The organism is Parageobacillus thermantarcticus, from assembly GCF_900111865.1.
Lineage (GTDB): Bacteria > Bacillota > Bacilli > Bacillales > Anoxybacillaceae > Parageobacillus > Parageobacillus thermantarcticus.
On sequence record NZ_FOJS01000001.1, the window covers coordinates 190974 to 206098 of the forward strand.

At 44.6% G+C, this 15125-nt stretch carries 13 protein-coding genes; 1 reads left to right on the forward strand and 12 read right to left on the reverse strand.

The features are described from left to right. Window positions 1–10 precede the first annotated feature (10 nt). The 5 genes from hemB to hemA are packed head-to-tail and all read right to left on the reverse strand — an operon-like array spanning window position 11 to window position 4903. On the reverse strand, window positions 11–988 hold the full coding sequence (hemB, locus tag BM278_RS01030; RefSeq protein ID WP_090947548.1) for a porphobilinogen synthase: 978 nt from the start codon (window positions 986–988) through the stop codon (window positions 11–13). After that, on the reverse strand, window positions 969–1769 hold the full coding sequence (locus BM278_RS01035; protein WP_090947549.1) for a uroporphyrinogen-III synthase: 801 nt from the start codon (window positions 1767–1769) through the stop codon (window positions 969–971). The genes hemB and BM278_RS01035 overlap by 20 nt, the downstream gene beginning before the upstream one ends. Then, window positions 1769–2701: a hydroxymethylbilane synthase gene (gene hemC, locus BM278_RS01040; protein WP_090947550.1), complete on the reverse strand. Its 933-nt coding sequence runs from the start codon at window positions 2699–2701 to the stop codon at window positions 1769–1771. The genes BM278_RS01035 and hemC overlap by 1 nt, the downstream gene beginning before the upstream one ends. A 20-nt stretch (window positions 2702–2721) precedes the next feature. Next, window positions 2722–3555 (reverse strand): cytochrome c biogenesis protein, encoded by an 834-nt coding sequence (gene ccsA, locus BM278_RS01045; RefSeq protein ID WP_090947551.1) that lies wholly within the window; start codon window positions 3553–3555, stop codon window positions 2722–2724. Window positions 3556–3571: 16 nt separating this feature from the next. Then, window positions 3572–4903, reverse strand: a complete 1332-nt coding sequence (gene hemA / locus BM278_RS01050; protein WP_090947552.1) for a glutamyl-tRNA reductase — start codon at window positions 4901–4903, stop codon at window positions 3572–3574. A 169-nt stretch (window positions 4904–5072) separates the two neighbouring features. Here hemA and BM278_RS01055 point away from each other — a divergent pair, with 169 nt between their 5' ends. Further along, a complete protein-coding gene (locus BM278_RS01055) occupies window positions 5073–5558 on the forward strand; it encodes a LiaI-LiaF-like domain-containing protein (protein WP_090947553.1) in 486 nt (161 codons plus the stop codon). 45 nt (window positions 5559–5603) lie between these two features. Here BM278_RS01055 and yihA read toward each other — a convergent pair whose 3' ends face one another. The 7 genes from yihA to leuD form a co-directional block, all read right to left on the reverse strand. Next, window positions 5604–6185 carry a ribosome biogenesis GTP-binding protein YihA/YsxC gene (gene yihA, locus BM278_RS01060; protein WP_090947554.1) on the reverse strand — a complete coding sequence of 194 codons (582 nt, stop codon included), beginning with the start codon at window positions 6183–6185 and terminating at the stop codon, window positions 5604–5606. Beyond that, window positions 6182–8518 (reverse strand): endopeptidase La, encoded by a 2337-nt coding sequence (gene lon, locus BM278_RS01065; RefSeq protein ID WP_090947555.1) that lies wholly within the window; start codon window positions 8516–8518, stop codon window positions 6182–6184. The genes yihA and lon overlap by 4 nt, the downstream gene beginning before the upstream one ends. 194 nt (window positions 8519–8712) lie before the next feature. After that, on the reverse strand, window positions 8713–10383 hold the full coding sequence (gene lonB, locus BM278_RS01070; RefSeq protein WP_090947556.1) for an ATP-dependent protease LonB: 1671 nt from the start codon (window positions 10381–10383) through the stop codon (window positions 8713–8715). A gap of 111 nt (window positions 10384–10494) precedes the next feature. Next, on the reverse strand, window positions 10495–11757 hold the full coding sequence (gene clpX, locus BM278_RS01075) for an ATP-dependent protease ATP-binding subunit ClpX (protein WP_090947557.1): 1263 nt from the start codon (window positions 11755–11757) through the stop codon (window positions 10495–10497). Between the two features lie 220 nt (window positions 11758–11977). Next, window positions 11978–13264 carry a trigger factor gene (tig, locus tag BM278_RS01080; RefSeq protein WP_090947558.1) on the reverse strand — a complete coding sequence of 429 codons (1287 nt, stop codon included), beginning with the start codon at window positions 13262–13264 and terminating at the stop codon, window positions 11978–11980. A 163-nt stretch (window positions 13265–13427) separates the two neighbouring features. Next, window positions 13428–14408 (reverse strand): tetratricopeptide repeat protein, encoded by a 981-nt coding sequence (locus BM278_RS01085; protein WP_090947559.1) that lies wholly within the window; start codon window positions 14406–14408, stop codon window positions 13428–13430. Window positions 14409–14531: 123 nt separating this feature from the next. Continuing rightward, window positions 14532–15125 (reverse strand): 3-isopropylmalate dehydratase small subunit, encoded by a 594-nt coding sequence (gene leuD / locus BM278_RS01090; RefSeq protein WP_090947560.1) that lies wholly within the window; start codon window positions 15123–15125, stop codon window positions 14532–14534.

Sequence of the window (15125 nt, forward strand, 5' to 3'; positions counted from 1 at the left end):
GCTCCCCTTTCTATTCGTTTAACCAACGCGCCACATCTTTCGCAAAATAGGTCATGATCAAATCGGCGCCGGCCCGTTTCATGCTAACCAGCATTTCCATGACAATGTCTTTTTCGTTAATCCAGCCGTTTTGCGCTGCCGCTTTGACCATCGAATATTCTCCGCTCACGTTATAAGCAACGATTGGAAGATGGAAATGATTTTTGATATCGCGGATAATATCTAAATAAGAAAGCGCCGGTTTCACCATTAAAAAGTCAGCGCCTTCGCGCACATCCGATTCCGCTTCCCGGAACGCTTCGCGGCGGTTTGCCGGATCCATTTGATACGTTTTCCGATCGCCGAATTGTGGCGCGCTATCGGCAGCGTCGCGGAACGGACCGTAAAACGCGGACGCGTATTTAATCGCATACGACATAATCGGCACGTTCGTAAATCCAGCTTCGTCAAGCCCTTGGCGGATCGCCGCGACAAAGCCGTCCATCATATTGGAAGGCGCGATAATATCCGCTCCCGCTTTCGCTTGGCTGACAGCTGTTTTCACGAGCAATTCGAGCGATGGATCGTTTAATACTTGTTCATTTTCGACAACGCCGCAATGTCCATGGCTCGTATATTCGCATAAACATGTATCGGCAATGACGACGACATCCGGGTAATTTTCTTTTATTTGGCGGATCGCTCGCTGGACGATGCCATGCTCGCAATATGCCTGTGAGCCGACTTCATCTTTTTCCGCCGGCACGCCAAAGACAATCACCGATTTAATGCCGAGCTGGACGACCTCGTCTATTTCCTCATTTAAACGGTCAAGCGAAAATTGGTATATTCCCGGCATCGACGGTACCTCTCTTTTTACCCCGCTTCCTTCGACGACAAAAATCGGATAAATAAGATCGTCTACATGAATATGCGTTTCTCTCACCATCGCCCGCAAATTCGCGGTTTGCCGCAACCGGCGATGGCGATCAAATCGTAACGTTTCCATTCATTTTCCCTCCATCACATTTTGCGAAATATATCTCCATCTCTTTTATCATAGCATCAATCGTATACTCGTTTGGACAAATATGCACGGAAAGCCCTGCTTTTTCCGCCGTTTCCTTCGTAATCGGGCCGATGCAGGCGATTGCACAGCCGGCAAGCAATGAAGCGATATCTTCTCCTTCCATCATCCGCATAAAGCTTTGTACAATCGAGGAGCTTGTAAACGTCATCACATCGAGTTTTTTTTCTCGAAGCAGATATAGCAATTGTTCTTTTCCCGCTTCGTTCATTGACGTTTCATATACAATCAAGTCCGTTACGTCCGCCCCCATGTCGACTAGCGCGTCTCGCAACACCGTCCTTGCCAAGTTTCCTTTGACTAAAAGAACGCGATCGCGCGGTTTGACAAGCGGTTTTAGCGCTTCGATGACCCCCTCGGCAACAAATTCATCAGGGACGACGGCAGGAGAAACGCCATGCGTTTTTAACGCCGCCGCCGTTTTTTTACCGACGACCACCACTTTTGGAAGCGGCGTTTCCTTGTTAACAAACGGGAAAAAAAACCGCACGCCGTTCGCGCTTGTGAAAACGAGCCAATCATAATCGGAAAGCTGATGCGCGCACCGCTCGATTTCTTCACGATGGGGAGAAGGAGAAATCGCAATAAGCGGAATTTCAATCGGGATCGCCCCGGCTTCGCGCAGCTTTTCCGAAAACGCTTTCGCCTGTTCTTTCCCTCTTGTCACAAGCACCGTTTTTCCCGCCAACGGACCGCTTGCCATTACCGATTCATCTCCTCTTTGACGCGATCGATTAACGCTTTCGCCCCGCGCTTTATTAACAAATTCGCAGCGGCCGTTCCGACGTCCTCCGGATCCGATCCGCTCACCGTTTCTTTATACAGCACTTTTCCGTCGGGGGAGGCAACAAGCGCGGTCAATACGATGTCATTTCGTTCATCGACATGCGCATAGCCAGCGATCGGCACTTGACAGCCGCCTTCCATTTGCCGCAAAAATGCGCGTTCAGCATAAACAGCCCGTTCGGTGTCAATGTCGTTTAATTTTTGCAGCCACTCCCGCAATTCTTCGTCGCTTTCGCGGCATTCCACCGCCAATGCCCCTTGGCCGACAGCCGGAAGACATACATCTGTTGATAAATATTCCGTAATCACATCGCTTGCCCAGCCCATGCGCACCAATCCAGCCGCCGCAAGAACAATGGCGTCATAATCTTCGGTTTGCAGCTTCGCAAGCCTCGTATCGATATTGCCGCGAATCCATTTGATCGTCAAATCCGGCCGTTGCGCCAATAGTTGCGCGGAACGGCGCAAACTGCTCGTTCCAACGACCGCTCCGCTCGGCAGATTCGCAAACGTTTCTTTATTTTTGCTAATCAGCACATCGCGGTGATCCTCACGCGGCGGCACGCAGCCGATGATCAGCCCTTCAGGCAAAACTGCGGGCATGTCTTTCATGCTATGGACGGCCATATCAATCTCGCTGTTTAGCATCGCATGTTCAATCTCTTTGACGAACAATCCTTTGCCGCCGACTTTTGACAGCGTCACATCAATGATTTTATCGCCTTTCGTAACAATTTCTTTTATTTCAAACTCAAACGGCGCCCCTAATTGCTTCAGCTGTTCGATGACCCAGTTCGTCTGGGTAAGCGCAAGTTTGCTGCGCCGCGAGCCAACGATTATTTTTCTCATCTTCCATCCTCCACCCACGACTACGAATACCAAAAATGAAATTTCGATAAACTACCGAATAAGAGAAAGTTTACCAATAAAAATAAAAACGAGCCGATGTTCCATAGCGCAATCGCTTTTCCTTGCACTTGCTGGACGACGCGCTTATAAAAATAGGCGCTGTATACCAAAAGCACAAAGAACGAACCTAATACTTTCACGTCGTACCAGTGAAAATGCTCCAATTTGATGTATGCCCAAATCACTCCAAGAATCAATCCTAATAACAACATCGGCAATCCGATTAAATTTAAAACGTATGACATAAAATCTAACTTCGTTAAATCAGCCATCCGCCATAACCGTTCTCCCCATTTTTTTCGTTTCAACAAGCTGTATTGCAGCATATACAACACCGAAAAAATAAACGAAAGCGAAAACGCCGCATAAGCTAACAGCGCCATTGTAATATGAATCATCAACAATTCAGAAATGAGTTTTTCGGCAACAACCGGCGATTGATGATGATTCGGCGCGAACGTATGAATCGCCAAAATTAAAAACGCTAACACGTTTGTAAAAAAGACGATAAAATCAACACGCATCAACCGGTTAATGACAAGGGACAGCGTAATGAGCAACCACGCGTAAAAATAAAGACCTTCCGACATCGTTAAAATTGGGAAGCGTCCTGTCTGCACAATGCGAAACAAGAAAAAAAACGTTTGCAACATCCAAACAATAGAAAGTAACCAGAAAGCGACTTGGTTCGCCTTCCGGTTACGCTGAAGAAAATCAATAAAGTATAAAAGTATAGACAGCACGTACAAAAGAATGGAAAGCTCGTATAACCGGGTCATGGTCATCTCTAACATATGCCCAAATCCTCTCTTATGACTGTAGAGACGGCATAGCGGCTCGTTGACCATCCGTTTTCGCTTGCTTTTGCGCTTTTACGGCATCTTCGATATTGAAAATTTTCATAAACAATTGCAGCGCTTCTTCGGCATTTGGCTCTGCCGCCAACTCTTTCGCTCGTAAAATCGGATCGCGCAACAATTGGTTAATGATGCTTTTTGTATGTTTGTTCAACACCTTCCGATCACGTTCAGACAAATGCGGCAGTTTTCGCTCAATGCTTCGCATCGTCTCCGCTTGAATCGCGAGCGCTTTTTCACGAAGCGCAGCGATAACAGGCACAACGCCGAGCGTATGAAGCCATTGCTGGAAGGCGACAAGCTCGTTTCCGATCATGCGCTCGATCTGCGCCGCTGCTTTTTTGCGTTCTTCTAAATTCGCTTGCACGATTCCTTCCAAATCGTCAATATCATATAAAAAGACGCTTTCTAATTCGGCAAGCGCCGGGTCTAAGTCGCGCGGAACGGCGATATCCACCATAAATAGCGGACGCCCTTTCCGCATTTTCTCTATATGTGCCATCATTTCTTTCGTGATGATATAATCTTTTGCCCCAGTAGAACTAATGACAATGTCCGCTTCTAAAAGCGCGCACGACAGTTCACAAAGCGATCTTGCCGTTCCGAAAAACTTTTTCGCCAGCTTCTCTGCTTTTTCGAGCGTTCGATTGACGACCGTTACTGTTTTTACGCCACTGCCATATAAATTTTGCGCGGCTAATTCTCCCATTTTCCCAGCGCCGATAATTAAAACGTGTTTCGCAGATAAGTCGCCAAAAATCTTTTTCGCAAGTTCGACCGCCGCGTAGCTTACCGATACCGCGTTCGCGCCGATTTCTGTTTCGGAATGGGCGCGCTTTGCGAATGTGACCGCCTGCTTGAATAGCTGATTAAATATCGTGCCAGTCGTTCCTTCTTTTTGGGCAAGAAGGTAGCTTGATTTGACTTGCCCTAAAATTTGCGTTTCTCCCAAAATCATCGAATCCAAACCAGAAGCAACGCGGAATAAATGTTCCACCGCCGCTTCGTTTTCCAGTATGTTCAAATATGGCGTAAGCGCATCGGCTTCCATGTGAAACCAATTTGCTAAAAATGATTTTATATAATAACGACCGGTATGCAGCTGATCAACAACCGCGTAAACTTCGGTACGATTGCACGTAGAAACAATCACATTTTCCAAAACGCTTTTTTGCTGCTGCAATTGTTTCATCGCATCGACCAATTCCGACTCGCTAAACGCAAGTTTTTCACGGATTTCAACAGGGGTCGTTTTATAGTTTACGCCAACAACAATAATATGCACTTCCTTTATACCCCCTTATAAACAAGTGCAATCAACGTCTTTTTTTATTATAGCACATGTCTCTTTTTTCTTTGTTGAAAAAAGTGTGAACAAGATAGAAAGCATATGATAAACTTTATACAGTACCATTGTACCACAAAAAAGTTTGTCGAAAAACCGGGAGGAACCGATGAAGAAACAAACGACGTTTTCTGGCATTATTCTCGTTGGACTTGGCGTTTACTTTTTAGCAAATCAACTTCATCTCCCACCGCTGCGTCTCTTTCAAGATTGGCCTGCGTTGCTCATCATTTTTGGCATTGCATTGATCGCACAGGCATACTCGGCACGTGAATACCAGCACATTTTCCCGGGGATCGTGTTGTTTGGATTTGGTCTCCATTTTTTACTTGCAAGCTTGTTCCAACGCTGGCCAAACCATGTTGGCGTGTTTTTTCTCATCATTGCCATCGCGTTTTTCTTTAGCTCTCGGAAAACAAAAAACGGGCTTGGCCAAAGCATATTTTTTTTAGCATTAGCCTTTATCCTGCTGTTTTCTGAGCGGTTTTCACATTTGTTTCACATCGTCGAAACGAGCATTTCGTCCGTTTGGAAATTTTGGCCGCTTGCGCTAATCATTGTTGGTATATACATATTATTGATAAAACGAAAATAATCCATGCAAAAAACACCAGCTCCTTTTCTGCTGGTGTTTTTTCACTTAAAGGAATCGTTCTAGCGCCGCCCAAGCTTCTTCTTTTCCTTGCCCCGTCTCCGCCGAAAACAAGATCAATTCGTCGCCATCGACGATATTCAACGTTTCGCGCACAATTTTTCGATGTTTTTGCCATTTCCCTTTTGGAACTTTATCGGCTTTTGTCGCAACAATGATCGTTGGAATCTCGTAATGTTTTAAAAACTCATACATCATCACATCATCCTTCGTCGGCGGATGGCGCAAGTCAACGAGCAGTACGACCGCCCGCAGCTGTTCTCTCGTCGTAAAATACGTTTCCATCATTTTGCCCCATGCTTCCCGCTCTTTCTTCGAAACCTTTGCAAATCCGTATCCCGGCACATCGACAAAGTACAACGCTTCATTAATCAAGTAAAAGTTTAACGTTTGCGTTTTCCCCGGCTTAGACGAAGTACGTGCTAAATTTTTTCTGTTAATCATTTTATTAATAAAAGAAGATTTGCCGACATTGGAACGGCCGGCTAACGCGAATTCCGGCAACGCGCCGTCTGGATATTGTTCCGGCCTCACCGCGCTGACGACAATTTCCGCTTTTGTCACGTTCATCGCCAATCCCCTACCAATGCGTGTTGTAATACTTCATCTAAATGGGAAACGAGCACAAATTGCAAATCCTTTTTCACTACATCTGGAATATCGTCTAAGTCTTTTTCATTGTCCTTCGGCAAAATCACTTTTTTCAAGCCGGCACGATGGGCGCTTAACGTTTTTTCTTTTAATCCGCCAATTGGAAGCACGCGGCCGCGCAACGTAATTTCTCCCGTCATGCCGACAAAGCGGCTTACCGGGCGGCCCGTTAACGCGGAAATCAGCGCTGTCGCAATCGTAATCCCGGCCGATGGTCCGTCTTTCGGAACCGCGCCTTCCGGTACGTGAATATGAATATCATATTTTTCATGAAATTCCGGGTCAATCCCAAGCTGTTCAGCGCGTGAACGCACGTAGCTAAACGCCGCTTGCGCTGATTCTTTCATGACATCGCCTAATTTTCCTGTTAATACAAGCTTTCCTTTTCCTGGCGCAAGCGAGACTTCGATGGACAACGTGTCGCCGCCAAAAGCCGTGTAGGCAAGTCCCGTCGCCACGCCGACTTGATCTTCTAATTCCGCTTGACCGTAGCGATATTTTCTCTTTCCTAAAAATTCCTCGATATTTTTCTCAGTAATGATGACGCGTTTTTTCTCCCCAGAAACGATGAACCGCGCCGCTTTTCGGCAAATCGCGGCAAGCTGCCGCTCCAATTCGCGCACTCCCGCTTCCCTTGTATAATAACGAATAATGCTCATCATCGCGTCATCGCGTATTTGCAGCGCTGATTTTTTTAGTCCGTGTTCCTTTAGCTGTTTTGGAAGCAAATGGCGTTTAGCGATTTGTAACTTTTCGACTTCGGTATAGCCTGGGATTGTAATAATTTCCATACGATCCAAAAGCGGTTGCGGAATTGTCGCTAAATTATTTGCCGTCGCAATAAACATCACTTTTGATAAATCGTACGGTTCTTCAATATAATGGTCGCTAAACGCATGGTTTTGTTCCGGATCGAGCACTTCCAAAAGCGCCGCGGACGGATCGCCGCGAAAATCGCTCGACATTTTATCAATTTCATCCAATAAAAACACTGGATTAATCGTTCCTGCTTTTTTCATCCCTTGAATGATGCGCCCTGGCATCGCACCGACGTATGTGCGACGGTGGCCGCGAATTTCCGATTCATCGCGGACGCCGCCCAGCGAAATGCGGACGAAGCGGCGGTTAAGAGATTTGGCAATCGAACGGGCAAGCGACGTTTTCCCGACTCCTGGCGGTCCTGCCAAGCAAAGAATCGGACCTTTTAGCGATTTCGTTAATTGCTGCACAGATAGAAATTCGAGCACCCGCTCTTTTACTTTTTCCAAACCATAATGATCTTCGTTTAATATCGCTTCCGCTCGTTTAATATCGTGAATATCTTCTGTTTGTGTTGACCAAGGAAGCGCAATGAGCCAGTCTAAATAATTGCGAATGACCGCGCTTTCCGCTGACGTTGCCGGAATTTTTTCATAACGGTCAAGCTCTTTGAGCGCCGTTTCCTTCACATGGCTTGGCATGCCGGCCGCTTCAATTTTTTCTTTCAAAGTCTCGACTTCTCCCGCTTTTCCTTCTTTTTCACCGAGTTCCTTTTGGATCGCCTTCATTTGTTCACGCAAATAGTATTCTTTTTGCGTGCGCTCCATCGATTGCTTGACGCGCATGCTAATCTTTTTCTCAAGCTGCAGCACTTCTTTTTCATTATGAAGAATTTGAATAATTTTATGGACGCGTTCCTTCACGTCGATCATTTCGAGAATGCGTTGTTTTTCTTCGAGCTTAAGCGGCAAATGGGAAGCGATAATGTCCGCCATCCGCCCCGGCTCGTCAATATCCGCGATCGAAGCATAAATATCGGCAGACAATCTTTTCGACAAGTTTATGTATTGTTCGAAATATTCGAGCATCGTCCGCTTCAGCGCTTCATCTTCTAAATCTTTCGCCGCGCGGTCCACAAACTTTTCTACTTTTACAATAAAATGCGGTTCTTCACTTACTACCTCAGTGATGAGCGCCCGCGCCATTCCTTCCACCAACACGCGAAACGTTCCGTTTGGAAGTTTAAGCAATTGTTTTACGCGCGCAAGCGTCCCCATTTTATACAAATCATCCATATCAGGCTCATCAATGGAAACATCTTTTTGTGATGTCAACAAAATGACATGATCTTCTACCATCGCTTTTTCAAGCGCCCTCACCGATTTTTCTCGTCCTACATCTAGATGCAACACCATCGTTGGAAAAACAAGCAATCCCCTTAGCGGCAAGAGGGGAACGATAAGTTCTTTCTTTTTCACCGCGAACACCTCCATATCTCGCTTCTATTCGTCTATTGTATAGCACGGCAGCCCTGTTTGTAAAATTCCACGACGCAAATGCAACGCATCTATGGATGCAAAACGAACAGCAACAGATGAGGCAAACATCTTGCTTATGAATACATCACACAAAGAAAAATCGACTTCGACACGTTGTTTCCTTCGTCGAAGTCGTATCGACCGCTAAACTATACGGATTTTGTTTTAGAGCGATCGGCAGCTGCTGGAATGATTCTGCCGTGTTGGATAAAATTTTTTCCAAACACAATGGCAAACACTTCATCTAGACGTCGAACCGGGATAATCTCGATCCCGCTCATTTCCCGCAAAATGGTTTGCATATTTTCTAACGGAACAATCACTTTTTTTGCTCCCGCCTGCTTCGCCGCTTTTACTTTTGGAAAAATTCCGCCCACCGGCTTGACATAACCGTGAATGCTGATTTCCCCCGTCATCGCTGCCGTACAATCGACAGGTATTTGATAAATCGCCGAATAAATTCCGGTTGCGATCGCAACTCCCGCGGATGGGCCATCGATTGGAATACCTCCAGGAAAATTCACATGAATATCATAACGGTCAGCAGGTACTCCCATCGTGCGCAATACCGTGATGACATTTTCAATGGAACCTTTCGCCATGCTTTTGCGGCGAATTGATTTTTCCTGAGTTCCAATCCTTTCTTCTTCGACGATGCCAGTAATGTGAACAGTTCCTTTTTCTTTTGCTGGCAACGCAGCCACTTCAATTTCCAAAATCGTCCCTGTATTCGGTCCGCAGACCGCCAGACCGTTAACAATCCCGACCGACGGCGTTTCTGCAATTTTCTTTTCATACCGCGGCGACAATTGACTGGAGTGGATCACCCATTCAATATCTTTCTCTAAAATCGTTTCACGGTTTTCGGAAATGGCGATTCCCGCGGCAATTTGCATAATATTCACCGCTTCCCGTCCATTTCGTGCATAAGACGCAAGAATGCGAATCCCGTTTTCCGATACTTTTAAACGAATTTTATCCGCTGCTTTTTTCGCGATAAGCGCAATTTCCTCTTGATCGAGTTCGCGGAAAAACACTTCTAAACAGCGCGAGCGAATAGCTGGAGGAATTTCGTTTGGCGTCCTCGTCGTCGCACCGACAAGCCGAAAATCGGCAGGAAGTCCATTTTGAAAAATATCATGGATATGGCTTGGAATTTGCGGATTTTCCTTGCTATAATAAGCACTTTCAAAAAATACTTTTCGGTCTTCAAGCACTTTCAGCAATTTATTCATTTGAATCGGGTGAAGTTCCCCAATTTCATCAATAAATAAAATCCCACCGTGCGCGTTCGTGACCGCTCCTTGCTTTGGCTGCGGGATTCCCGCTTGCCCCATTGCTCCAGCCCCTTGATAAATCGGATCATGCACAGACCCGATTAACGGATCGGCAATTCCGCGTTCATCAAACCGCGCCGTCGTTGCATCCAATTCAACAAATGCGGCATCTTCTTTAAAAGGAGAAAGCGGATTTTTTTTCGCCTCTTCCAAAACAAGGCGAGCCGCAGCCGTTTTTCCAACACCAGGAGGTCCGTAAATAATGACATGCTGCGGGTTTGGACCGCATAACGCCGCTTTTAGTGCCTTGATTCCATCTTCTTGGCCGACAATATCGCTAAAACTTTTCGGCCTTACTTTTTCCGCAAGCGGTTCCGTTAACGAAATAGATCGCAGTTTCCGCAGTTGCTCCATTTCTTTTCGCGATTCTTTATCGATCGAAACTTTTTGGATTCGTTGGCTTTTAAGCAAATTCCAAAAATAAAGGCCGATAATAATCCCGAAAAACAGTTGTATTAATAGCACAACGTTTGCCCAGTTCATTTCTGAAATCCTCCTGCCTTCCAATAGGATGTAGTATGATAGTATCTCCGTGAAAAGGCAGGAATAAACAAAAAAAGAAACCGCCTTATGATTAAGGCAGTTCCCAAAATGTTACGCGGACGTTTTCCGCCCCTCCACCACGGTTCCGTCATGGCCAATGAGTTTTGGCGGTTCATTGCCGCGGACCGTCTCTACAGTAATAATGCATTTTTGCACATCTTCACGTGATGGCAGCTCGAACATGACATCAAGCATAATTCCTTCAATAATCGAGCGGAGACCGCGCGCTCCTGTTTTTCGTTCAATCGCTTTTTTCGCAATCTCGCGCAGCGCTTCTTCTTCAAATTCAAGTTCGACCCCATCAAGTTCAAGCATTTTTTGATATTGCTTCACAATCGCGTTTTTCGGTTTCGTCAATATATCCATAAGCGCCTGTTCATCAAGCGGCTCTAACGTCGTGATAACCGGAAGGCGGCCGATGAATTCCGGAATGAGCCCAAACTTTAATAAATCTTCCGGAAGCACTTTGGACAATAAATTTTTCTCATCCACTTCTGATTGCTGGATGTCGGCGCCAAACCCGATCACTTTTTTCCCTAAACGGCGTTTAATAATCGGTTCAATTCCATCAAACGCACCGCCGCAAATAAATAAAATGTTCGTCGTGTCAATTTGGATGAACTCTTGATGCGGATGTTTGCGGCCGCCTTGAGGCGGAACACTAGCAATCGTTCCCTCTAAAATTTTTAATAGCGCCTGCTGTACTCCTTCGCCAGATACGTCGCGCGTAATCGAAGGGTTTTCCGATTTACGGGCGATTTTATCGATTTCATCGATATAAATAATCCCTTTTTCCGCCCGTTCCACATCATAATCTGCTGCCTGAATAAGCTTGAGCAAAATGTTTTCCACATCTTCCCCGACGTACCCAGCTTCTGTGAGCGACGTCGCATCGGCAATTGCAAACGGCACGTTTAAAATGCGCGCCAATGTTTGCGCAAGCAACGTTTTTCCGCTTCCTGTCGGCCCAATCATTAAAATGTTGCTTTTCGATAATTCGACATCGTCGATTTTACTGCCGGAATTAATCCGTTTATAATGATTATAAACGGCGACTGCCAACGACTTTTTCGCTTCATCTTGGCCGATGACATATTCATCTAAAATTTCGCGAATTTCTTTTGGCTTCGGAATATCTTTAAATTCAAATTCCTCTTCATTCCCCAACTCTTCTTCCACAATCTCCGTGCATAGCTCGATGCATTCGTCACATATGTATACACCGGGACCAGCAACGAGCTTGCGGACTTGATCTTGCGTTTTTCCGCAAAACGAACACTTTAACTGCCCTTTTTCATCATTAAATTTAAACATCATGTTCACCCCTTGCCATATCGCACAACTTATATGTATTTTATTCACTCCCACAAAACTTTGCCGACAAAACTTATGTATTGGTCATTTTATCATAAATAATCACCAAAAGGCTAACAAAAAATATAATGCGTTAGAAAAATTAGAAAATTGTTCATCACACTCCACTTTTTGTATGAAAGAACAAGGCACGAACATTCGCGCCTTGTTCTTTAATATATTATGCCGCAACTTTGCTATGCTCTACAAGGAAATCGATCGTTTTTCGCCATTTCAAATCTTCTTTGACGCCTTCGAGACTTCCTAATAGCTCTTTTAATTTGTCAACTTCCAAATTGTATGTTTTCGCCATTTTTTCTAGTTCTTCATTCACTTCTTCTTCTGTTACTTCAATATTTTCTGCCTTTGCAATCGCTTCTAATGTTAGCGCAACACGAACGCGTTTTTCCGCGTCCTCTTTCATTTGTTCACGCAACGCCGCTTCATCTTGGCCGGAGAATTGATAATAAAGGTCAAGGTTTAACCCTTGTAGTTGCAAACGTTGATCAAATTCGCGCAACATGCGGTCAGTTTCGTTTTTCACCATTACTTCTGGAATATCGATTTCCGCATTTTCCGCTGCCTTTTCGACAACCGCGTCGCGAAGCGCTGCTTCCGCTTCATTCTTTTTCGTTTCTTCCAGTCTTGCGCGAATTTTTTCTTTTAATTGTTCCAATGTTTCCACTTCATCATCTACGTCTTTTGCGAATTCATCGTCCAATGCTGGAAGCTGTTTTTCTTTTACTTCATGTACTTTGACTTTAAATGTTGCAGGTTTGCCCGCTAATTCTTTTGCATGATATTCTTCAGGGAACGTCACTTCAATTTCTTTTTCTTCTCCTGCTTTCATGCCGACCAATTGATCTTCAAACCCTGGAATGAATACGCCGGAGCCGATTTCAAGCGAGTAATTTTCCGCTTTTCCTCCTTCAAATGGCTCGCCATCCACAAAACCTTCGAAATCGATTACCGCTGTATCGCCTTTTTCGATTTTTCCGTCTTCCTTTACGACAAGTTCCGCGTAGTTTTCTTGCAGACGTTTCAATTCGTTTTCCACATCTTCATCTGTAACGGTAGCATCCATTTTTTCTACTTCTAACCCTTTATATTGTCCAAGTTTCACTTCCGGTTTTACGATTACCCTTGCTGTAAAAATAAGGCTTTTTCCTTTTTCCATTTGCTCAATGTCGATTTTTGGAATATCGACAGGTTCAATTCCCGCCTCTTCCACAGCTTTTGCGTACGCTTCCGGCAATAAAATATCCAGTGCATCTTGATATAGCGCTTCGACCCCAAAGCGTTTTTCAAAAATAACGCGCGGTACTTTTCCTTTGCGGAATCCTGGAACAGTGACGTTTTTCACTACTTTTTTAAACGCCGCATCCAGTCCTTCATTTACTTTTTCTGCGTCCACTTCGACAGTAAGAACGCCTTCATGTCCTTCAAGCTTTTCCCATTTTACTGACATAATATTCCCTCCAACTAAAAATCATTAAGATAATGAAAATCTCTCTATTTTTTCATTATCTTTTTATTATTTCCATATATGTAGCGAAAACGTAAAAATATATACGCAATACAACCATTATATTATAACATACAACGAGGATGTTTCAATACGAACGGAATGATTAAAAATAGGAAATTTTCTCTGCTTCGTAAAGTTTTTCGCAAAGAAAGTCGACATCTTGAACTTGAACGTGATAAATACGAGCTATTTCTTCCGAAGTTGTTCGCATTCCTTGAAATTGGCAAGCGACGAGATGAAGCGCAGCGACCCACTCGTCGAGTAAAGCGGGGGCTGGTGAAAACGGATAAAGAACGTACGTGTAACGAAGCCAAATATCTACAGCCACTTCATATAAGCTTGGATTTTTGCTTGCTAACTTATCTTCCAATTGCCGCAAAACGTTTACAGCAAACGTTGTTTGGGAACGTTCATTCAGCTTCGCTGGTATGACTTCCATTATTTCTCCAAATTTTTCGACCGTTACAACATCGGATACATTTTTTGACGTCAGCAAGCGTAAAACCATCGTTTTTGTTATCGGATTATTTGCTTCATTCAGCAAGTATTGTTTTAGAATAAAAAGAACGGGAGTAATATCCTCGTTTTCTAGCCGCTTAATCACTTTCATATGCTCAGTAACGTCGTTTGACGAAAGCAGCTGCAAAACATCATCTTGTTCGGCAGACGGCAGACAACGTTCGTTCAGCTGTCGGATGAAATGAAGCAAGCGCAGCAAATGCTCTCTGACCGAAGAAGGAAGAGAATGTCGACGCAGCGCTTGGCGTATCACGGTTTCGGCTTGCACATATCGACGCTGCTGCATCAAGATCGATATATATATTTGCAAAAGATCGACATCTTCCGCATTTTCTTGAAGCAACATTTGACAGCGACGTTCAGCCTCAGAAAATTCGCCTAATTCACAAAAACAAACGACAATGCTAAGCTTTACATGAAAGCTATCCTCGCCAAGCCGTTCCGCTTCATGAAAAAAATGAAGCGCTTCATGATATCGCTTTGCTTGTAATGCTTTTATCCCTTCTTCGACAAGACGTTCTTTAGCATAAGGAAACAAAATGATTTTTTCATTTTTCCGCTCCATGTTCGGTCCGCCCCATAAAAATTTTGAAACAAGTGTAGCAAGTTTTCTTGCAAAATACAAGCAAAATAATCAGAAAAGAAGCCGTTCCAACACGTTGCGGCGGAACGGCCTCCTTCTATCTATTTATGGCAATGGGCAATGTTTTTTTTCATACTCCGCGATATACGGCTCATAAACGAACGTTAAATCGATTTCATCCCAACCTTTTAAAAGCAGCTGTTTTCGGTATGGATCAATGTCAAACGTCCGCTCAAATCCATTATCATCGTACACGCGTTGATCTTCTAGCGAAATGGTGAGTTCATAATCCGCTTTTGTACTCTCACGTAGCAAATATTCGACGTCCTGCTTGGCTAAACGAATTGGCAATAGCCCGTTTTTTAAGCAGTTGTTATAAAAGATGTCAGCGAATGACGGGGCGATAATCGCTTGAAACCCGTAATCTTGCAGCGCCCATGGCGCATGTTCGCGCGATGACCCGCAGCCGAAATTTTCATTGGCTACGAGAATCGTTGCACCTTCGTTTTCCGGCCGGTTTAATTCAAAATCAGGATTTGGTTTTTCCCCATCGATATAGCGCCAGTCGTAAAAGAGAAACTTACCAAATCCCGTACGCTCAATTCGTTTTAAAAACTGTTTTGGAATAATTTGGTCTGTATCGATATTGGCACGGTCGATTCCCGCGACTTTGCCTTTATGAACAGTAAACGGCTTCAT